Below are 21,870 nucleotides of genomic sequence, written 5' to 3'. Positions count from 1 at the left end.
GTGTGAGAAATGAACAGCATTATCAACTCAATTTACTTCCGCCGCGCTGGAACTTTCTGTGCCGGCTGCGCCCTCACTTTTGCTGCATTCTGCGGCGGTTCAATTCCTGTAATTGCCAGCGAACAGCACAACATAATTGCCAATAAAATTATGCTGTTGCAGCAATCCAGCGAACGCTGGATTGAAATAGATTTATCAAGACAAAGGTTAATAGCTTGGGAAGGAAATACACCCGTTTACGCGGTGATAATTTCCAGCGGCAAATCATCGACTCCCACCCGCACGGGAACCTTTGCCGTTCAAACCAAACACCGCGTTACTAGAATGACTGGGGATGACTACGACGTGCCCGACGTTCCCTATACAATGTATTACGACGGAGGCATGGCAATTCACGGCGCTTACTGGCACAATTTGTTTGGCAATCCCGTTACTCACGGCTGCACAAATGTAGCTGTCAATCACGCTAAATGGCTATTTGAATGGGCCTCGGTGGGCACACCCGTGGTGGTGCACAAATCTCAGGTTTAGGGAATTGGGAATTGGCGATCGGGCACAGTCGAAAATTATGAGAACTTATGCACCGGTGGTCAGAAACCGGGTTTTTGCGAAATACTGCGTTACAGCCGTAGATTCGGTCAAAAACCCGGTTTCTTCGATCGGAGTTCATCAGTTGTGGTTTTTTTAGGCGTGCTTATGCTTAATTCCTAACTTAGCTGCACCACGGGTTTATCCTCTAACAATGTTTGATTTGTCAGCAAATCTTCCACGGTAATGCGTAAAAAACGCTGTTCGTCAACGCGGAAGAAAATTTTGACGCGATCGCTCCCCGGATACCCTGGCGGCGTCAATTGCGCGATGCTGCGGGCTCCTTCTTTATCATTTAAGGGCTGTACTGATGTTTGACCCGCGAGTTGGCGAGTAATTAGCCTGTCGCCGTCAAAATATATCTCCGTGCCGCCAGTTTCCGCTCCCAATTCGCCGATAATTAATTCTATACTCGGCTGATTTTCTAAAGAAGCCCCCAAGACTAATTCTACCGGTTCGCTCATCGGATAAGACTGCCCGGATTTAATTAAACTGTGCCAACTGTGGCAATTTTCGCGGCGGTTCCAGTAGCGAATGCCGTAACTGTGATAGAGAAAATCTTTGATTTCTATGCCTTGACTCAGTTGCAGAGCACCTTGGGCGATCGCCTCAAAGGGTTTGTCGCAGCGAATTTTTGCGGGCTCGAAATATTGCTGCACCCAACGCCCGACAGCGGGAATTTGTACAGTACCGCCAACGAGCAAAACTGCGTCGATATCCCCAATTTCTAAGCCTTGGCGGCGCGCTTGCTGCAATACTTGATTCATGCACTCGTCTAGTTTGTCAAAAAACTGATGTTCCGCAAGGATAGATTCAAAACGAGTTCGGTCTAATTCTAATTCGTAACTCTCAAAATTTTCGTCATCAAAATAAACCTCAACCGCCTGATTTACTAAAGATAACTGAATCTTTAACCGTTCTGCCAATCTCGTTGTTATCGGAGATTTTGCCAGCCCTTTTGTTTGAACAAAATAGTCAACTAGCCAATTATCAATATCAGAACCGCCTAAATTTTGTCCGGCTTTAGCCAAAACCCGGGCAACTTTTGTTTTTTGCGCTGAAGATTCAGCTAATAGCTTTTCGCCCCACTTAAGAATAAAACCGAGGGGCTTTTTGTTGGAGGAAGCGTCCAAACGCACCAAAGAAAGATCGAGTGTGCCGCCGCCGAAATCAATTACTAACAGATTTTCGCGATCGGCTAAACCGTAACCCAAAGCAGCCGCCGTAGGTTCGTCCAGCATCCGCACCTGTTCTACTTGCAGAGATTGAGACACTTTGCCCAACCAATGGCGGTAAGCTTCAAAACTATCTACCGGCACAGTAAAAATCAAAGAGTCGATCGGCAAAGGCACTTCGCGAATTGAGTTGACAATTTGGCTCAAATACCACTCGCCTACTCGTTCAAAACTAATAAGTTGCCCGTCAAGTTCCGGCACAAAACCCTGAACAGAAGTGCCAATTCCCCGCTTGAAATTGCGAAAAAACCGAGAATCTCCACTCAAATCCAGGCCTTTGTCGCGGACTTGCTGACCGAGTATAACTTTACTTTGAGCAGCGTCCTCAACGTAGAGTAAACTGGGAATTAGGGGCGGATTTTGAGCCGAGATTGCCGACAATCCCGGTAATTTCAAAGTTTCGGGCTGCTGGAGGACTGGATTCCAGCGAGCGACGACGGTGTTGCTAGTTCCAAAATCAATTGCGATCGTCATTCAGCCAAAATACACAGCTACTAGGGATTAGATTATATTATGGTATTTAGAGCCGCAAATGCAAATAGATTCTAAAATTGTGCTTGAATAAAGATTTTGTTACAACCGGAACAGCTTTAGCGGCAGAGTCTTCACTTTTGTGCAACTCCATATTTTTAGTTAGTTGCAACAAATAAGCGCAACTTTTGTAAACTGCACAAAACTCATACCATTTTACATTTTAGATTAAAAAATTGAGAATGACTAATTGCATACGTCTTGGGAATTTGGGCATACAGTTGCATTGTTTTTTGAAAGTGGTATAACTTGTCCGCCGCCACCAAGCTTTTTCCTTTGATCTCAATCCAATTTTTTAAGGAATCGTGCAAAATGTTGGACATGGGCGATCGCAACTCAGCACTATTGGCTTTAACACTGCTTGTCCCTGCCGCTAGTATCGGTATCATAGCAGGCTTGTATATTGCCCCTGGAAGCTGGGGACAAACACTGTCAGTCTTTTGTCAAGTTTGGTTGCTGGTTTTTCCGATCGCCTGGTGTGTTTTTGTCGATCGCGAAAAGCTCAGTTTCTCCCTCCCCAAGCGCCCAGAATTGCTGGCTGGAACTATTTGGGGAATATTCATGTTTGCCATGATTCTAAGTATTTATCGGCTTTTCGGCCAGCACTGGATCGATCCTGTAGTTGCTAAAGAAAAATCGCAGCAATTAGGTATTAGCAGCCCTAATATTTACTTAATTGTTGAAGCATATTTTGTGCTAGTTAACTCATTAATCGAAGAATTTACTTGGCGGTGGTTTGTCTGCAACAAGTGCCAGATTCTCATACCGGGAACAAAAGCAATATTTCTGAGTTCGCTATTTTTCACGCTCCACCACATTTTTGTAATAGCAGCTTACAGCGACTGGCCGGCTGTGCTCTTAGGTTCCTTAGCTGTCTTCACCGCCGGGATAATTTGGTCTCAGTGTTATCTGACTTACCGTTCGCTTTGGCCTAGTTATATCAGTCACGCGATCGCAGATTTAGCCCTGGCAATTATTGGTTGGCAAATCCTCTTTAACTAGCTGCTTTTTCAGCGACTATCGCCGGCAATCCTACAGTAAAAATTGACCCTTTTCCCAACTCGCTCTCCCGACTAATATCTTCCCCCATAATCGGGGCGGCGTGGCACTGCCACAGGCGATAATGTACCCTGATAAATTTTAAGCTTCGGCAAGGTATATGTGGCTGTAGCTGCGGTTGATGCCAACTAGCAGCGACAAGTGTTTGCTGGCATTCATGCTGATTCTACTGGGCTCTTGACTGATGCTGTGCAATAATCGAAGGTTGATATCTTCCCACCGGAAGATGCTTTCCGTTAAGGTATCTGATTTTAATTCTAGGTTTTGTTTTGCTGGCGATCGCATAATTTTAGCTGCATAAAAACAGGCCAACATATCGCTACAAGCATCGGCGGCCGGGCCCCAATAGCACACCGATTGTCATCTGGAATTGCCAACTTAGGAAAAATGATGCTTTCATAACATGAAATTTTTTGTAGGCGAAATCCTTTGATACATACCACGAAGCTGCTGCTATTGCTTAGGAGTAAAGGTTGGCACGATATTGACCAATCCGCGTTGAGTATTCCTTTGATATTTATAGGGTGATTTGATAATTGGCTGCTGAAGTTGTGTTACGGTAATTACTTAGACAGGAATTGGGCAGGAATGCTACATATACTCGGCCCCTCAGTGGCAGTCTCTTGTGGGACATTTTTCAGGCGATCGCCTTTTATTAACAAATTTAAAACTCATGCCGCTAATTAAATTTATATCGGTGAAACTCTATGTTCTGTAGCACGATTGGGAAACCTATTTTTTCAAACAGTGGACGCATCAACTAGGTTTTTTTATGAACACACGAAAACTGAAGGCGAGGGGGATCGCTTTAAAAATCGGCTTTATCCCTCATTCGCGGTTCCACGACGATGATTCGCGCGATCGCGCCCCTGCCTTGATCTGAAAAAACCACCATCTCTAAAGCTTGACCAAATAGGATATTGTGTCAAGCAATACCTACAGCACAGTTACCCAAAAACCCTAGCCGCTGATGGTATTTATATCTTTTATTTTAATGGGGCAATCAACATTCTCACGGTAATAATTACCCTCTTTAATCCACTAAGAAATTTTGCCAAAGGCGATGTCAATCTGCTGAATATTGTTGTTAATGCTACCTTTATCCCCACCTGAAAAGTTGGTTAATATTCGGTTTACCGTACATTACTGTCTGTTGGATCGTAAATGATGTTATCTTCAACCGAGGGTGTTGTCTAGCTTGGTGTTGGTCGCGAACAAAGCTCCTATTTGATGAGGTATCTATCTTCGGGATGAACTTTCGCTGACCTGCAAATTATCCCTATAGGAACTGTTTCGCCATCACATCAATCGTTAATATCAATCCAATCACAGTGAAGTTTTGACAGATAGATATTGGGGTGTTGCGAACAGTCGAGCGGTTGGATTCTATGTAAACACCAGGAAAGCGGTAATTAATATTCACCCGCCCCTCTTTCCTTTTGGGCTCTAACACCAGCGCTGCTAGCAGCGCCGAAAGCGAGTAAAAGTCGTCAGCGGGACTTAAAAATGAAAATCACCTTTGTTCTTCCTACTCTGTCTCTAACTGGTGGAATACGAGTAATATCTATTTTCGCAGAACTTTTGAGAAAGCGAGGACACTCCGTGTTCGTCATCTCTGTACCCAGTCCCCAGCCGAGTATGCGCCAGCAAGTCAAGTCGCTGCTGCGAGGAGGGGGTTGGATTTCCCCACCTGAAAATGAACCCTCATTTTTCGATAACTTAGGTGTAGAACACAAAATTACCGATCGCTACCGCCCCGTAGAAGACAAAGATGTACCTGACGCTGACGTAGTAGTGGCCACCTGGTGGGAAACCGCCGAGTGGGTAGCCAAACTCTCTCCTAGCAAAGGAGCAAAAGCTTATTTTATCCAGCACCACGAAATTTTTGACTATCTACCTCAAGGAAGAGTAGAAGCAACCTGGATGCTGCCCATGCACAAAATTACGATCTCTGAGTGGTTAGTTGACCTAGCTCGGACTAAATATGGCGATCGCGAAGTTTCCTTAGCTCCTCCTACCGTGGACACCAAGCAATTTTACGCCCCTCCTCGCAACAAACAATCGGTTCCTACAGTTGGCCTAATGTACTCTACAATCTACTGGAAAGGAACCGACATCGCCCTCAAAGCTTTTTCCCTAGCGGCAGAAAAGATCCCCAACCTGCGTCTGGTTGCCTTCGGTACAGGGGCCCCATCCTCGGAATTGCCCCTACCGCCCAATGCCGAGTATGTAATTCAACCCGACCAAGACAAAATCAAAGACTATTACAGCAAATGCGATGCTTGGCTGCTGGCGAGCCGCTCAGAAGGCTTCGGCTTGCCAATTATCGAAGCGATGGCGTGCCGCACTCCCGTCATCAGTACCCCAGCAGGTGCTGCTCCTGAAATTTTGAGTGGCGGTACTGGCATACTTGTAACACCAGAAGAACCCGAAGAAATGGCAAAAGCCATCGAGTCTATCTGTCAGATGCCAAATTCCAAGTGGCAAGCCATGTCTGAAGCCGCCTATGCCAAGGTGAACAATTATACTTGGGAAGATGCCACGGATCATTTTGAAGCGGCATTGAAAGTTGCTGTAGACAAATCAAAACAGCGCGACGTTAACGTAGATTTCTTTTCTCCCTACTCTGCGAAGGAAAAAATTCCAGTTCGATGCTAAGTGCCGCGCCGCCATTTGAAACTCGGCGCTACGGGCGTTTTAGGTGCGGGATTCTGGGGAGAAAATCAATATCCTCTGGTGGGTTTCTTCTGCCACAACTAAAATTGCCCGTGTCCTGTTTTCTACGCAGCCGTCTCGACACGAGTTCTGACCGCACTGAGGTGGGAATACTGGTTATAAATTGCTCAGCCAAAATCTGAAGCAGAGGGCGACGGAGGTTTTCAGGCTGGCTCCGTTACAGGTTAAACTTGTCTAGTCATCAAACATCTGCCCATTTGTAATTGGGACTTGTCCCTGACGACAAAGTAAGATCGGCTAGACTATCAAGTGACGATCGCCTCCTGCAGAGATCCGCACCCCGCAGAAAAGGCAAAAATAGGCTCGTAAGTGCGAACTTGCTGTTATGGACGATGCAACTAATCTCCTCGATGCGGCACTGTACACTGCTTTGGAACGTCAGGCACAATTAACCAACAAGACTTAAAATTGAGGTTGATTGAAAAGATTGGGGTTGGGCGATCGTTTAATCGAAAATTTTGAGCGGGCAATTTGAGTTGTCTTTCAAAAATTTTACTGCCAAAAAATACCTATGGTTGCATTAATCCCACTTGCTCTGTTCGGCTTTATTCCAGTCGTTTGTTACCTGTTTGTGAGGTTTCCGGCTCAGCGTGCAGTAATTATAAGTTTTGTGGTAGGGTGGCTGTTTTTGCCGCAAGCTTCTTATCCCATCCCCTCATTGCCACCCTATACCAAAATCTCTGCTGCTTGCTACGGCATTTTGTTGGGGACTCTTATCTACGATACTGCACGCCTGACATCTTTTAAGCCCGGTTGGCTGGACGTGCCAATAGTAATTTACTGTTTGTGTCCAATTGTTTCACAAGTTAGTAATGGCGGCAGCCCGATTTCTCCGACTATCAACCAAATCGTTACTTGGGGTTTGCCTTATTTTTTAGGACGCTTATATGTGGGTAATTTAGAAGGGCTGCGACAATTGGCGATCGGGATTTTTGCAGGTGGGTTGGCCTACATTCCTTTTACTTTAATTGAAGGGGTTAGGGGCCCAATTCTGCACCTAATGATTTACGGCGTCAATGCCTTTGAGGACTGGGGTCAAGCAAGGCGCCTGGGGGGGTGGAGACCGGTAGTATTTATGCAGCACGGTTTGATGGTGGGTCTATGGATGATGACAGCCGCCTTAATCGCACTTTGGCTTTGGCAAACTGGGACGCTCAAAAAGTTTCAGGGTCGTAACATCAAGACTTTAGCAATTATATTAACTATCGCTTTTTTCCTATGCCGTTCTACTGGCGCCTACAGTTTATTTGCAATGGGGTTACTCGTATTATTCTCTGCAAAGTGGTTTCGCACCCCTTTGCCCCTGCTATTCATAATTGGATATATAGTGTTTTATCTGTACGTCGCTGCATCGGGTCAATTTTCGAGCAAAGACGTGATGGACTTCATCACTCCCATATTTGGCGAAGAACGCTCCGCCTCTCTGAAGTATAGATTTGACATGGAAGAGATTTTGGGGGAAAAAGCGCGGCAAAGATTTCTTTTTGGCTGGGGAGATTCCGGCGGAAACCGCGTTTACGACGAGTCGGGTAAAGATATCTCGGTCACCGACAGCTTATGGATTATTGCATTTGGCGTCAACGGTGCAGTCGGTTTAGCTAGTTTATTTTCTTCTTTGTTACTTCCTGTGATCGTCTTTACCCTGTTCAAGTATCCCGCCAGAACCTGGTCAAATCCCAAAGTAGCGCCCGCTGCCGTCCTGGGAGTAGCCTTAACTATGTACGTGTTTGACTGTGTTTTGAATGCTATGACTAACCCGATTTTTGCGCTGATTGCTGGAGGAATATCGGGTCTCGTCTTAAAAGCTCCAGAAAGTCTTAAGGCCAAGAAAACCAGTTCGCCGCCAAGAAGACATTCGCTGGTTCACCAAAAATCAGGATGATTTTCAGGAATGCGATCGCTGCTTCACTTCAAGCTTGACACTATCTTGCCTTCCCTAGAGACCAAAAACTCAAAAATCTACCACTTTTGGACGAAATCCAGTTCGGAAGTTGCCAGATATTTGTCACTAGGTTAAACTCTTAATCTCGTCAACTCTTTTTTTTTACATTCATTTGCAATGCTTCAACAACTATTAGCACTGGATGGCTTTTTTATTGAAACTGTGTTGCGAGTTATAAACTTTCAAATGGGATTTATACAATTTTTCCAAAACTAGCTGATTCTTTACATAATCTTTAAAATCCTGACTAGACAGGTAGGGCATAGGAGGATATACTGAGAAAAGTATGTTCGCTGAAGCGCCCAGTTACAACACGCAACTGTATTGTGGGCTATAATAGTTTGAGTTGTAGTTTAATATAAACCGGGAAGGGCATAATAAATGAAAACAGTTAATTTATTGAATGTCTCGATAGATAACTTGTCAATCACAGAGTTGTTTGAAAAACTCGACGGCGAAGGTGGTGTCGTATTTACACCAAATGTAGACCACTTGATTAAGTTGCAGTATGACCGCGACTTCTATGAAGCTTACAATACATCTACTTACAGAGTCTGCGACAGTCAAATATTGATGTATGCCTCCAAGTTTTTGGGTACTCCTCTCAAAGAAAAGATTTCTGGTTCGGATTTGTTTCCGGCATTTTATATGTATCACAAAGATAACGAGAAGATTAAAATATTTTTGCTAGGAGCGGCTGAAGGTATTGCTAAAAAAGCTCAGGAAAAAATTAACCAAAAAATTGGTAGAGAAATAGTGGTTGAAGCACTTTCTCCTTCTTTTGGCTTTGAAAAAAATGAGGAAGAATGTGAAACAATAATTGACGCGATCAATAAATCAGGAGCGACAGTTCTGGCTATCGGAGTGGGAGCGCCCAAGCAAGAGAAGTGGCTGGTTAAATACAGGAGCAAATTAACACACGTCAAAATTTTCTTAGCCGTAGGTGCAACCATTGATTTTGAAGCTGGTTGCAAAGCTAGAGCTCCAAAATGGATGAGCGAAGTCGGCATAGAATGGGCGTACAGACTGTTAAGTGAACCGAGAAGGTTGTGGAAAAGATATTTGATTGAAGGTCTGCCTTTTTTCCGGTTAATCTTAGAACAAAAACTAGGGTTTTATAAAATGCCTTTCATGGAGAGCAAAACCAGCCAGCTAGAATGGAAAGGTGGCTCCTAAAAAGTTGATTCACCAATATCGAGGGTAAATTAAGCTGATTATCGGAGAAAGTGGGTTTGACTTCAAGGTAAAACTGATGCAATCTGTGGATAGTCCGATCGCACTTTCTCTCAAAATAATTCATTTTTGCTTTCAAGTCCAGGTAAAATCGGAAAGAAACCTTTTGTGGAAAATCCTAATTAGGGATGCAACCGATGAATCTGCCTTCTTTCTTGTGGTTGTGGAAAATAGCGGCTTGGTCAATGGGTGTTTCCCTGTTGGCTTACCTGTTGCTGGCGGTTACTGGAACGTGGATGTTTGCCGCTAGGAGTACCAAACAACCGCGCCCAAAATGGCTGCGTCCCTTTCATTTAGCCACTGGTGCGGGGATGGCGACTTTGGTAATTTTACTGCTGGGAATTGGTGTAGTCGGTACGCTAGGATACTACGGCAATTTGGGTCACTCGGCTCATTTACCGGCGGGGTTAGCTGTTGTGGCTTTGGTGTTGGTTTCTGTTGGCAGCGGGCTGCAAATTGGCCCTAAACATCCTTGGGCCCGCCCCCTCCACATCGGCACTAATTTGGCCTTGTTTGGGGGATTTGTGACTGTGTTGCTCACAGGATGGACGATCGTACAAAAGTATTTGCCGAAAGTTTGAAACCTGTCTATTTGACCTCAAACTATACCAAATGTGCCAGACAAAACATACAGCATATTCCATGTATATGTGGTACACACAATCAAGTAGTAAGTAACGTGCGTCGCCACGGGGGAGCAAGTTCCATTGAAACGGAGAAAGTAGCGACGCACCCTACATAACAGTGTACCAACAATTAAGGCGGATACTGTACTTCATGAACCACCGAATATGCTGTATATGTAAGGTGCGCCGCAGCGCACCCTACGTTTAAATGCTTTGCGTGTGTCCGCTTTTATTTATGAATTCTAAAATATGCTGCGCGGTAGTCTCTGGCTTTTCTAAGTGGGGAACGTGCCCGCAGTCGGGTATCCAAATTAGTTGAGAATTTGCGATCGCCCTTGCAAACTTTTCCGCATCCGCCGTCCCCAAAATCCGGTCTTGTTTTCCCCACAAAATCAGCGTCTGCTGCTGAATTTGCGATAATTTCCCCCCAAAACCACCGTAACCGCCGCTTTTGGTAAACGCAATTAAAGCTTGATTCCAGTTGGGCATTTCCAAGTGTAAAGCAGCACAAGTTTGAGCGTCAACAGAAGCCAAATTTTTATCGAAATAAGCATTTACGCTAATTCGCTGGCGAATTTTGGGATTGCGTAAAAATGAAGTTGCCAGATATCCTAAAGGAGGAATTAAAAATTTTCCCTTATTAGAACTGATGGCAAAACCTGCGCTATCTATTAACACTAATTGTTTTACAGCTTCGGGATAATTGAGAGTGAAATCAATTGCTGCTGCACCTCCCATTGAAGCACCGACTAAGATTACAGGCTGCGAAATTAGCGTTTTCCAAAAATAGTAAAGGTGACTTTCAATTGCCCTCGCGCTGAATGCCAAACCCGCCGCTCTTTCTGTAAAGCCAAAACCCAACAAATCAACCGCCCAAGTTTCATTTTCAGCAGCTAGCAGCGGCAACAGGCGCCGGAATTCAAACAAGGAACTGTCGAAGCCGTGAAGTAGCAAAATCGGTGTGTTGCCGCTGCCTTGGCGCACGTAGGTTGTGGCAATTGGCCCAGAAGATAGGGGAGTTGTAATTGCCTCCCGTTGAATGCTTTGGGCTAAGGCAATTGAGGTAGATTCTGTGAGTTGTGCGATCGACTTTGGCAGAAAACTTGCTGGCATAATTCTTGATAAATTGTGAATCGGTAGGGGCGATGCCACTCTGTCCGCCCTAACATTTAAGTATATATGCTTGCTCGATCGCTATTTTAGGAGTTGGGGCGAGTCATTAAAATTCGATCGATATTTAGTATCGCGCCGTCCCACCAATGGCTGATTCTGTTTCTGGTAAATATATTTGAGAATAGTTGCTAATAAACAATTTTTCAGATAAGATGCTTAAGAGCAGTAACTTTGACCCTCGCGCAATTGAACCGCAAATTGGCATCTCACCTAAGAGAGATTTAAACTCTAGATCGCAAAAAAACCATCAAATTTTCGATCGGGGGGAACAACTGTATCCGAAATTTTCCCAGAAAACAAGTAGCCTGACAACCCAAGTTTGGCGATGCGTGCACTGCGGTGTTAAATTTATTGATAATATATCTCAATTGTTTCCAGGGAGTAACGCCAAACAACTTGCTGCTAAAACCGATCGACTGTGAGAAGAACCATGAAACAAAACCAAGAAGACAGCGAACAGAAGCAAGAGTCAAACCCCAGACAGTTCGAGGGTTTCACCTTTTACGGCGAGACACCAGAAGTCTCTGGAAGCGAGTCTGGCAGCACCGAAACTCAGCCTGCGGTGGCGGGTGGTAAATCATTCCCCCTAGCAATGGCAAGCATCGGTGAGAAATTGCGGATTGTCAAACTCAAAGGTTCAGAAGGCACGGTGCGCCGTCTGATTGCTATGGGATTAGTCCCCGGAATCGAAGTTCAAATCATCAGCAATTCTGGCGGTTCTGTAATTGTGGCGATTGGCGACAACCGCATCGGTTTGGGAGCAGGTATGGCACAGAAAATTCTGTACGCGAATCTTGTCTAGGGAAATTATCAAAAAATTGCATCAACAGCAATCTTATTGGATTTGTGAAAAATATTTTCTTTTTTTTACCGCAGAGGGCGCAGAGGGCACAGAGAAAGACAAAAGAGAGATGTTGACACATTCTGAAAAAGTTGCTAGCTTCAGGCCTTTAATTTAGTTTGTACCAATTTAGAGTCCATTAAAACAAAAGATGAGCGAAAAAAAACAACTAGGGGATTTAGCTGTTGGTGCAATCGGCCGCGTCATTGGCTATGAGAAAACAGCCAGAGGTTATAAAGGCAAATTGTTAGCAATGGGATTGACGCCGGGAACTGAATTTACTGTTAGTCGCTATGCACCTTTGGGGGATCCCGTAGAAATCCTAGTGCGCGGTTTCAAACTCAGTTTACGCAAAGATGAAGCCAAAACCATATTTGTAGAAGAGGTTAAATAATGACTAAGCAAATTATTGGATTGGTGGGCAATCCTAACTGCGGCAAAACTACTTTGTTTAATGCCCTGACCGGTGCTAACCAGCGAGTAGGTAATTGGCCTGGAGTAACTGTCGAACGCAAAGAGGGAAAGTACACTCACGATGGTTTAGCAATTACGATTGTTGACTTACCGGGAGTTTATTCTCTTGATGCGGAAGATGGAGATACTGGACTCGATGAATTGGTAGCGCGAGATTATTTGCTATCTGGGGAAGCTGACTTAATTATTAATATTGTTGATGCTTCTAATTTAGAGCGCAATTTGTATCTCACTACCCAAATTTTGGAGATGCGCGTACCGACAATTTTGGCGCTGAACATGATGGATGTTGCCAAAGAACGGGATTTCAAAATCAAGGTCAATAAACTTGCAGAACGCCTAGGCTGTACGGTAGTGCCGATGAGTGCTTCCTCGAATGACGGAGTGCCTCTGTTGCGTGATGCGATTAATCGGGCGCTGTCTCAGCCGATCGTACCATCTGCCTATGTCGCTTATCCGGCTGCGATCGAAGATGCGATCGCTCAACTCATCCCGCACATCGAAAAACACAGCCCAAATCGCACCGTAGATGCCCGCTGGACAGCCCTGAAGCTGTTAGAATATCACGATGAAGTCGCCCCCGAACTCGCCAGTACAGAACTCGAAAAAATCGTCGTTCCGCACCGCCGCCGAGTCCATGAAACCCTCGATGACGACCTCGATATTATCATCGCCGACAGCCGTTACACTTTCATCCGCAACCTAACCCAAGGCGTCACCGAATGTTCTAGAGAAGTCAAAACCAACGTTTCCGACAAAATTGACCAAATTGTTCTCAACCGTTTCTTAGGCATTCCCGTATTCTTAGCGGTAATGTACCTAATGTTCACCATTTCGATTAACGTTGGTGCAGTGTTTATCGACTTTTTTGACATAGCCTTGGGGACAATTTTTGTAGATGGTTTCGCTCAACTTTTAGAAAGTATCAGCGCACCAGGATGGTTGATTGGACTTCTCGCAAAAGGTGCTGGTGGTGGCATTCAAACCACATCTACATTTATCCCCCAAATTGGGATGATGTTCTTGTGTTTGTCTGTTTTAGAAGACTCCGGCTACATGGCGCGGGCTGCCTTCGTGATGGACAGATTGATGCGATTTGTCGGACTTCCCGGTAAATCCTTTGTGCCGATGATAGTCGGTTTCGGCTGCAATATCCCCGGAATTATGGCGACGCGGACATTGGAAAATAAGCGCGATCGCACAATGACGATTATGATGAATCCATTCATGTCTTGTAGTGCCAGATTAGCAGTTTACGCCCTATTTTGCGGCGCATTCTTCCAAGTCGGCGGTCAAAACATGGTATTAGGACTTTACCTAATCGGAATTCTAGCCGCTGTTCTCACCGGACTAATCCTCAAGAATACCATCCTCCAAGGAGAAGCCGCGCCTTTTGTTATGGAATTGCCGCCCTACCACATTCCCAAGCTCAAAGGAGTGCTGCTGCGTACTTGGGACAGGCTGAAAGCTTTTATCACAAAGGCCGGAATTGCGATCGTAATCATGGTGGTTATACTAGGATTCATGAGCTCAGTGGGTACCGACGGTTCCTTCGGCAAAGACAACAGCAAAGACTCAATTCTTAGTGCAGTCGGCCACGCGACAACACCTGTATTTACACCAATGGGAATCACCCAAGAAAACTGGCCCGCCACCGTCGGTTTGCTAACAGGAATATTTGCCAAAGAAGTAATGGTTGGAACCTTAGATTCCTTGTACACCCAACTAGCCGACGAACAAAAAGCAGCAAGTGGAGAACCGGAGAAAGAAGAAGAATTTAGTTTCTGGGGAAATATCGGCCAAGCATTTTTTAGCATACCAGATAATCTTACAAAACTTCCCGGTCAACTTTTCGATCCCCTCGGCTTAAATTCTACTAATATTACCGACCAAAAACAAGCGGAAGAAGACCAAGGTATCTCTGGTAGCACCTACGGACAAATGTCCCAGCGGTTCGCTTCCAATCAAGCAGCTTTTGCTTATTTGCTTTTTGTATTGCTGTACTTTCCCTGCGTCTCCGCAACGGCTGCGCTTTACCGCGAAACTAACTTGGGATGGACTGTATTCGCAGGCTTATGGACTACTGGTTTAGGTTACTGGGTTGCAGTCCTCTATTATCAAGTCGCGACATATGCAGAGCATCCAGAATCTTCAGTTATTTGGGTAGTGAGACTGGTAATAGCTATGGCGCTGACACTTGCGGGATTAAAAATAATCGGTGCAATACGCCCCAAGCGACGCGCAGCAATCAGTAGTTAGTTGACTGTTGACTGTTAACTGTTAACTGTTAACTGCGTTTAAGAATCAAACAAAGGAGAAAAGCCATGATTTTAAGCGAAATCCAAAAATTTATTGCCGACAACAAAAGAGCCTCTATCGCGGATCTAAAAATCCACTTTCGCATGGATGGTGATGCTTTGCGCGGAATGTTAAATCGCCTAATTCGCAAAGGCAGAATTAGCAAAATGCCAGAAGCAAAAAAGTGCGGCGGGTGTGGCAGTTGCGCCGAGGATGCAACGGAGATTTATGTATGGGTAAATCCTGGCGATTCGGTGTCAGCAGAAGAGCCAGTTTCTGCAACTTGCCATTAAGTGATATTAAGTTTGTAGTAAGGACTTCAGAAATCAGGAAATGGCACTGCCGTTTCCCTACAATTAATCTGGGTAGGGAAACAGCAGTGCCGTATCCTCCTCGCGAGTTCATGATTATTTTGCGGTAGGGATACGGCAATGCCGTCTCCTCTAATCAAATAGCTAACTGATATTCAATTCAAGCAACTGTCTTAACTCTGGCACAAACAAGCGGCTTCTTTGGTGCGGGCTTTAATCGGCAAATAAATCACAAACTCTGCTCCCTGCCCTATTTCCGAATTCACTTCTATTTTCCCTTGATGCTTCTCGATTATCTGGTAGGAAATTGACAGCCCTAAACCAGTTCCTTTACCCACAGGTTTAGTGGTAAAAAATGGGTCAAATAGCCTATTAATTGCATCCGGGTCAATCCCATTACCGTTATCTCTAATCTTCACCACCACTTGATTTACTCCTGCTATTTCTGTGAGAATTTCAATTTCATTGTTTGGCAGATTTGGATTGCTCAACAGTGCATCAGCAGCATTGGCTATGATATTCATGAATACCTGGTTTAACTGCGACGGATAGCACTCTACTAAGGGCAATTTTCCATATTTTTTAATTACTTTAATCGCTGTTTTGATTTTGCTGTTTAAAATTAATAGCGTGCTGTCAATTCCTTCATGGATATCGACTGGTTTCATTTCAGCTTCATCTAACCTAGAGAAGTTTCGCAGGGACAAAACAATTTGCTGAATTCGCTCAGTACCCATTTTCATCGAAGATAGTAACTTCGACAAATCTTCTGATAAAAATTCGAGTTCAATTTCCTCGATGCAGTCTTGAATCGGCGCGCTTGCATTCGGAAATTCCTGCTGGTAAAGTCCAACAAGCCTGAGCAAGTCTTGAGTATATTGGTTAGCGTGAGAAAGGTTGCCATAAATAAAGTTAACTGGGTTGTTAATTTCGTGAGCAATACCAGCCATCATCAACCCCAAACTGGACATTTTTTCGGCTTGAATTAGTTGAGATTGGGCATTTTTTAAATCGTGAAGCGTTTGTTGCAGTTGGTGCAATTGTAGGTTTAGTGTACGATCGCGATTTTCTACTTGTTCTATCATACAGTTGAAAGCTTCCGCAAGTTGACCTACCTCATCAGATGAAGGAATGGGTACTCTACCAGAAAAGTATTCATTGCTTGCCATCCAATTCACATTTTGAGTTAAATCTAGAATTGGTTTTCCGATGATTCGGCTAACTACAGCACCAACAATCGTGGCTAGAATTACCCCTGCCCAAAAAAAACTATCTAGCCGTTGAGATAAAGTTAATTGCGTTTGCTGCACTGTCGCCATTGGGCTAAACACACCTAGAGCTATGCTATCGCCTATTTCGGAGATTTCTACCGTTTTCATTATGTAAGACAGGCGCTCAATATCTATTTTAGTAGTCGATGTCTGTGGTGTAGGTTTTTTCCAAGATTTAGAGCGAATTTGGGGAAAATTGGTAGCAATTAATTCTCCTGATTTAAAGATTGCGAAGTAGTTTTTACTCTTAGTATCAATGTTGATTTTATCCAATTTTTCGTCTGTCACTAAGTCACCGACGAGTACAGCACCAACTATCCTATTCTTGCTTCTAATCGGTGCAAATCCTACTAGCAATGCTTGCGGTTTGCCATCAATGCTGACGAAATTTGACTTTTCTAAGCCTTTAAGTGCTGAATTTATCGTTGCGCTATTGATTAACTTCTTATCTATGAGCGAATCTTCTCGCAACTCTCCTACCATTTCGCCCCGCCCGTTTACTACTTTGACTAAATCTAGTTTAAATGTGGTTTTTAGAGATAATATATCTTGACGCAAGATGTCTGTGTTTTTCTTTTCTATAGCGCGAATAAGTTCGGCTTCTTCTGATAGCAGTTTGGCTTGCATTATCAATTGAGTCGATCGACTTTTGAAGTCTCGCACGGCTAAAAATGCTTGGTTTTCAACTTGATCGCGCACTCCTTTTTCGAGAGTGTTGGCAAATCCGATTTTGACTGTGTGTATCACTAATAACAATAGAGTGACGGATACACTTAGAAACGGCACGATAATTTTGAGGCTCAGCGGTACTCGAAAGTACGGCGGGCTCTTGATTGAGCTGTTGTCGCCCTCGATCGCACTCCTTATATTTTTCATGATTATTAAGAATAAGACTCATTAATATATCATAATACACTAACCGTAAATTTTCATTGCGGGAAGCTGCTAGTGCTGCAAAGTTTTGATATATAAAGAGTTGAATCTGTAGTAGATTTGGGCAGGCTGGCGAGTAGACTGCTTTTAGCAGCCCAAAACTTATTAATTATTTATCTCAATAATGGCGCAAATCTAGAACCTCAAATCTAAAATAGGTTGGCGGCTGTGTAGAGACAGCCAAAAGTTTAGTATTTCTTCCCCAACTTGTTCTGGATAGAAGTGATGAAAAAAATGCCTACCATCTTTACATTCCCAAAGTCGATCGCCCTTTTTCAGAAACTTAAGCCAGGGGCGCATGACAATAGGAGATACTACAAAGTCCGTCTTGCTACTGCATAACAACAAAGGTACTTCTACACCCCCATCGGATAAATTAGTCGTACTAAATAACGAGTGAGGCGAAGGCGAAAGTGCTAAATCTTCTTCAAAATATGATACAAATTTTTGATTAATATACTGATTTTGTTCTCCCAACATATCGCCAACCATTTGAGTTAAAATTTGTTTGCGGCTCCAGGAAAAAGCTGAAAGATGTGTATAGTAATGAGCTTGCCAATTAATAGCAGATGGCAAGCCGACAGCTAAAAGTCCCAAAGAGCTGACTTTGTGAGGATAGCGGCGGGCATACATTAAACCAATTAGTCCGCTGGTACTGTGACCGATTAGATGAATTGGGCTATTCCGCGCTTTCAAATAGTGATGTAGTAGATCAACGGCGACATCTAAAGAGCAAGCTTCATCTTCCGTTTGTTCGTATTCCCATATTTGTATTGGTACTGAATGATTTAAGTAGTTAATGAGAGAAATATCGAATAATTGCAAACTCGGACTGGCACTTAGCCATAGCACATCATCTGAAGTATATCTCATCACTTTTAAGTTAGAAAAGGGAGCTATTAATAATTTTAACTGGTTCCCAGGCTCTTCTTGGGAACCGATGTCCAAAGGCTTTGCATCGCGGAGTAAAATTGGAGGCAGATCCTGGTAACGAGTAATTGCAAAACCTGCCCACCATTAATCCTAGATCCCAAATTCTGTCTTGAGTTGAGATACCCAAGATTTTACCCGTGCTTCCGTCAGATCGGATTGGTTGTCTTCATCGATCGCAAGACCAAAAAATTTGCCATTAACTACCGCTTTAGATTCATTAAAATCATAGCCGTCTACCGGCCAATAACCAACAGTTTCGCCGCCCTGTTCCGTGATTTTCTCAGCCAAAACCCCCATTGCATCCATAAAATTATCCGGGTAGCCCTCTTGGTCGCCAGTTCCCAAATAAGCCACCTTTTTGCCGCTAAAATCAATATCATCAAGTTCTGGGAAAAAGCCTTCCCAGTCGCTTTGCAGTTCGCCGATATTCCAAGTCGGACAAGCGATAATCAGACATTCGTATTCAGCAAAATCATCATTTTCAATGCTGCCTATCTCGTGCAAAGTCACGATATCGCCACCAAATTCATCCCGAATCATTTCAGCCACAGACTCAGTTTTGCCAGTTGTAGTTCCGTAGAAAAGACCAATTGATTTCGACATTGTTACTCCGAAGGTAGAAGTTGACAGGGTTTGAGATTTCTTTTTTTTGAGTCAGGATTTGGCATTTCCTGCCTGCAATTCATGCAAAAACAGTAGACGCGATTGTGGCAAACCTGAGAAATCAGGGAGTCAAGACAGCAAGGACACTGTTTTTTCATTGGGTTAAATTTGAAAATTCATCAACCAAGCTGACTCGCTCATATCTGGGTCTGCTTCTCCGTCAATTAGTAACAGATTCAGCGTCGTTTGTACTTTTAGACTGCGCGGGATGCCTGCGGGTACAAACACAAATACTCCGGGTTTTAAAGTGACTGTTCGATCGCACACCGTGAGAGTTCCCCCTCCTTCTAAGACGGCGAGGGTTACATCTTTGGAGTTATCGAGGTCAGGTATTTCGGAATTTTTACCCAAACTCATCAGTTTTTGGCTGTCGGCGGGTTGTCCGTCGCTGATTCGATCGGCGGATGCGGAAACTATTGCTGCTGTCACGGTGATTGACCTCCAGGTACTGTTAACTTCCGGCACTTATTGCAATTAATATTCAATAAGCTACCATGCAATTTAGATAAATTGTCAAGAGTCTACCATTAAGATTTGTTACATAATGCTGTCAGACTAGGTTTAAACTCAGCACAAGCAGCCCCAAATTCACACGGAGCGGTGTTTGTGGACGCTAAGACAGCGCGACGCAAGGGCTTAACTTAAAAAATAGTTAGTAATTATTTGCAATTAGGTCTTAAAATTATATTTGTAGTGCGATCGCCAATATAGCAATTCTCAATTGCCCGCAATACAGTAAGGATACGGCGCAGTGCCTACGGAATATGTGTATTGCACTCAACAGGATAAGGTGTACCGCTGCGTGCGTACCCTAAAAAATGCAATAGAGGCGGGTTATAGCCGGATTTGTCGATCGCCCAAATCCGTCTCAAACTCGCCCCTAATGACAACAATCAACAATCAACCGACTAATTCTTCGCCCCAACGCCAACATACATAATCGACGTATCCTCATTGATTTGGATTTTAAACAACCCAGACTTTTTGTAATCAATATAGTTAGCGAAATTAACTGTTAAAAGTTGAGCCGCTTGTTTGAAAACTGCCCCGGAAGGAAACAACTGCTTTCCGCGTGTAAAATTCCCCCAAAAACCGTGCATCTGGGCTAAAACAGAACCCATTTCTCCAAACATATCAAAACCTTTAATTTCAATATTGCCAAAACCCGTATCTCGCATTACCGCAGACAGTTCCTCCGGCGTAATAAACTTTTCCCAATCGTGAACCCCCCGCCTAATTTCTTGCAAAATATTTTCCATCAGGCCAATCATCACCACTTGCGAGGAAAAAGTTCGATTGATGGTATCAAAAAAGAACAATCCTCCAGGCTTCAGAATTCTGTGAACCTCAGACACAACTTGTTTGTAATCAGCAACGTGTTCTAGAACATCCACGCAAATTACCACATCAAAGGTATTGTCATCGTAGGGCATATTTTCGGCAAAACCTTGCCTGTAGTCAATCTCAAAACCGCTGGTAACTGCGTGATTTTGAGCGGCTACAATACATTTCTCCGATCGATCTATTCCAGAAACAATAGCGCCTCTCTGGGCCATAAACTCGCAAGAAAAGCCGCCACCGCACCCGACATCCAAGGTTTTCAGCCCTTGCCAATTAGTCGCGTGTCTGTCGAAAAACTCAAATCTGGGTTTGTTTAGATGGTATAAGGCATAAATTTTAGCATTTTCGTCCCACCAATTATCTGCATTTTCGTCGTAAAATTCTAAATCATTTTTTACTTCTGTTTTTTGCACGATTTTTTCATTCCTGATTAGTGAAAATTTTATATGGCGATTGCACATTTGCTGGATTTTATAGGATGCCACTACACCTATATTTTTGTGAAAAAACCGAGGTTTCGTGACAAGTTCGCAGGCCGACACCAGGTTTCTGAATCCGCGCGCGTAAGTTCTATTTTATCGTTAATTGTGAATCGCCACAGTTTTTTATTATAATAGCTCTGGCATAAATTTCAACCAGATGGATCGCGTTTCTATTATCATCCCAGCCCTCAACGAAGCGACTTGTCTGGAACGCACCCTCCGCCAACTCAGCATCCTTAATCCTCCCGCTTGGGAAGTGTTGGTGGTAGACGGCGGCAGTCAAGACGGCACAGCGGCGATCGCACTTTCCGCCGCCACCCGCGTTATTTCTAGCAGTACAGCCGGACGTTCCGTGCAAATGAACTTAGGTGCTCAAGTCGCCACCGGTGAAATTCTGTGCTTTTTGCACGCCGATACTTTAGTTCCCGACGACATTGTAGCAGTCATCCAGAAAACATTGTCCGATGCCGAAATTTCCGGCGGCGGGTTTATCTCCCTGATGGCTGGTTCGCAGCAAACAAGATGGGGTTTTTCCCTCCACAATTACCTGAAAACTTATTACGCGCCGCTGTTATTTCGACCTCATTTATTTTTCCAAGGATTGCGCCTGCTGTTTGGCGACCAAGTTATTTTTTGTCGCCGTACCGATTTTTGGGAATGCGAGGGTTTCGATGCTGCGCTGCCAATTATGGAGGAAGCGGATTTGTGTTTGAAGTTAGTGCGACGCGGGAGACTTAAGTTAGTCAATCGGGTAGTGGAAAGTAGCGATCGGCGAGTTGCGAGTTGGGGCGAATTAAAAGCTATTGCGATCTATCTTTCGATTGGTTTTTTGTGGGGTTTTGGCGTTTCCCCAAGGTATCTCAAGCAGTTTTATGAAGACATCCGCTGAAACACAAAATTTGATTAAATTACCAAAATGTACTGGCTGTAATTTTTGGGCAAAACTTTCTGCAACAGGTAAATAATCGCCCAACAAACAACAAATTTCCTGTCAGTAAAAAGCCGAGCTTCAGCAGCGGATGTACGGAACCAATAAACTTATAAAACGCTCACAACTCCTATTTCACTAATGTCGAATCCAGGAGATATATAGGGAATGAATAAGCAGCCAATATTTTGACTAACTATCGTCAATTAAATAATTTCCCTTTTTTCTTGTGGGATGGGCGTCCCGCCCGTCCAAAAAGGACGGGCGGGACG

Annotated in this window: 19 protein-coding genes; 11 read left to right on the top strand and 8 right to left on the bottom strand. The window is 44.0% G+C overall.

Translation table 11 applies throughout. The features are described from left to right. The first annotated feature begins 9 nt into the window (after positions 1-9). Positions 10-531: a L,D-transpeptidase gene (locus tag QUA50_RS15315; RefSeq protein ID WP_333264757.1), complete on the top strand. Its 522-nt coding sequence runs from the start codon at positions 10-12 to the stop codon at positions 529-531. A gap of 176 nt (positions 532-707) precedes the next feature. On the opposite strand, the gene QUA50_RS15310 is transcribed toward QUA50_RS15315, so the two are convergent. After that, the gene (locus tag QUA50_RS15310) at positions 708-2,297 is read right to left on the bottom strand and encodes an Hsp70 family protein (RefSeq protein WP_333264756.1); all 1,590 of its coding nucleotides are present in this window, start codon (positions 2,295-2,297) and stop codon (positions 708-710) included. 369 nt (positions 2,298-2,666) lie between these two features. On the opposite strand from QUA50_RS15310, the gene QUA50_RS15305 reads away from it, so the two are divergent. Next, positions 2,667-3,356, top strand: coding sequence for a type II CAAX endopeptidase family protein (locus QUA50_RS15305; protein ID WP_333298735.1), 690 nt, complete (start codon positions 2,667-2,669; stop codon positions 3,354-3,356). A 138-nt stretch (positions 3,357-3,494) separates the two neighbouring features. Here QUA50_RS15305 and QUA50_RS15300 read toward each other — a convergent pair whose 3' ends face one another. After that, a complete protein-coding gene (locus QUA50_RS15300) occupies positions 3,495-3,767 on the bottom strand; it encodes a hypothetical protein (RefSeq protein ID WP_333264754.1) in 273 nt (90 codons plus the stop codon). Between the two features lie 1,152 nt (positions 3,768-4,919). Between QUA50_RS15300 and QUA50_RS15295 the strand changes: the two genes are divergently transcribed. The 4 genes from QUA50_RS15295 (at position 4,920) to QUA50_RS15280 (ending at position 9,905) form a co-directional block, all read left to right on the top strand. After that, positions 4,920-6,071 (top strand): glycosyltransferase family 4 protein, encoded by a 1,152-nt coding sequence (locus tag QUA50_RS15295; RefSeq protein WP_333264753.1) that lies wholly within the window; start codon positions 4,920-4,922, stop codon positions 6,069-6,071. 589 nt (positions 6,072-6,660) lie between these two features. Continuing rightward, entirely contained in the window at positions 6,661-8,031 is a 1,371-nt protein-coding gene (locus QUA50_RS15290; RefSeq protein ID WP_333264752.1) for an O-antigen ligase domain-containing protein, read from the top strand. A gap of 441 nt (positions 8,032-8,472) precedes the next feature. Then, positions 8,473-9,267, top strand: a complete 795-nt coding sequence (locus tag QUA50_RS15285) for a WecB/TagA/CpsF family glycosyltransferase (protein WP_333264751.1) — start codon at positions 8,473-8,475, stop codon at positions 9,265-9,267. Between the two features lie 194 nt (positions 9,268-9,461). Further along, positions 9,462-9,905, top strand: coding sequence for a DUF4079 domain-containing protein (locus QUA50_RS15280; RefSeq protein WP_333067855.1), 444 nt, complete (start codon positions 9,462-9,464; stop codon positions 9,903-9,905). Between the two features lie 249 nt (positions 9,906-10,154). On the opposite strand, the gene QUA50_RS15275 is transcribed toward QUA50_RS15280, so the two are convergent. After that, on the bottom strand, positions 10,155-11,063 hold the full coding sequence (locus tag QUA50_RS15275) for an alpha/beta hydrolase (protein ID WP_333264750.1): 909 nt from the start codon (positions 11,061-11,063) through the stop codon (positions 10,155-10,157). A 490-nt stretch (positions 11,064-11,553) separates the two neighbouring features. Between QUA50_RS15275 and QUA50_RS15270 the strand changes: the two genes are divergently transcribed. From QUA50_RS15270 to QUA50_RS15255, 4 genes are all read left to right on the top strand, one after another. Continuing rightward, a complete protein-coding gene (locus QUA50_RS15270; protein ID WP_333264749.1) occupies positions 11,554-11,925 on the top strand; it encodes a FeoA family protein in 372 nt (123 codons plus the stop codon). Positions 11,926-12,115: 190 nt separating this feature from the next. Then, entirely contained in the window at positions 12,116-12,358 is a 243-nt protein-coding gene (locus QUA50_RS15265) for a FeoA family protein (protein WP_333264748.1), read from the top strand. Beyond that, a complete protein-coding gene (feoB, locus tag QUA50_RS15260; RefSeq protein WP_333264747.1) occupies positions 12,358-14,697 on the top strand; it encodes a Fe(2+) transporter permease subunit FeoB in 2,340 nt (779 codons plus the stop codon). The genes QUA50_RS15265 and feoB overlap by 1 nt, the downstream gene beginning before the upstream one ends. Before the next feature lie 65 nt (positions 14,698-14,762). Continuing rightward, a complete protein-coding gene (locus QUA50_RS15255) occupies positions 14,763-15,029 on the top strand; it encodes a FeoC-like transcriptional regulator (protein WP_333264746.1) in 267 nt (88 codons plus the stop codon). A 191-nt stretch (positions 15,030-15,220) separates the two neighbouring features. Here the strand turns inward: QUA50_RS15255 and QUA50_RS15250 are convergent, their stop codons facing one another. From QUA50_RS15250 to ubiG, 5 genes are all read right to left on the bottom strand, one after another. Further along, positions 15,221-17,194, bottom strand: coding sequence for an ATP-binding protein (locus QUA50_RS15250; RefSeq protein ID WP_333264745.1), 1,974 nt, complete (start codon positions 17,192-17,194; stop codon positions 15,221-15,223). Positions 17,195-17,386: 192 nt separating this feature from the next. Further along, positions 17,387-18,124, bottom strand: coding sequence for an alpha/beta hydrolase (locus tag QUA50_RS15245; RefSeq protein WP_333055431.1), 738 nt, complete (start codon positions 18,122-18,124; stop codon positions 17,387-17,389). A 150-nt stretch (positions 18,125-18,274) separates the two neighbouring features. Continuing rightward, positions 18,275-18,787 (bottom strand): flavodoxin FldA, encoded by a 513-nt coding sequence (gene fldA, locus QUA50_RS15240; RefSeq protein WP_333055432.1) that lies wholly within the window; start codon positions 18,785-18,787, stop codon positions 18,275-18,277. Between the two features lie 162 nt (positions 18,788-18,949). Beyond that, entirely contained in the window at positions 18,950-19,276 is a 327-nt protein-coding gene (locus QUA50_RS15235) for a cupin domain-containing protein (RefSeq protein ID WP_333055435.1), read from the bottom strand. A 479-nt stretch (positions 19,277-19,755) separates the two neighbouring features. Next, a complete protein-coding gene (gene ubiG / locus QUA50_RS15230; protein ID WP_333264744.1) occupies positions 19,756-20,601 on the bottom strand; it encodes a bifunctional 2-polyprenyl-6-hydroxyphenol methylase/3-demethylubiquinol 3-O-methyltransferase UbiG in 846 nt (281 codons plus the stop codon). A gap of 226 nt (positions 20,602-20,827) precedes the next feature. Here ubiG and QUA50_RS15225 point away from each other — a divergent pair, with 226 nt between their 5' ends. Next, positions 20,828-21,559 (top strand): TIGR04283 family arsenosugar biosynthesis glycosyltransferase, encoded by a 732-nt coding sequence (locus tag QUA50_RS15225; RefSeq protein ID WP_333264743.1) that lies wholly within the window; start codon positions 20,828-20,830, stop codon positions 21,557-21,559. The last annotated feature ends 311 nt before the right edge of the window (positions 21,560-21,870 follow it).

The sequence above is a fragment of the Microcoleus sp. M2_D5 genome (genome assembly GCF_036701935.1).
Classification (GTDB): Bacteria; Cyanobacteriota; Cyanobacteriia; order Cyanobacteriales; family Microcoleaceae; genus Microcoleus.
The sequence above is the reverse complement of the archived record's forward strand: the minus strand, read 5'-3'. Positions and strand labels throughout refer to the sequence as shown.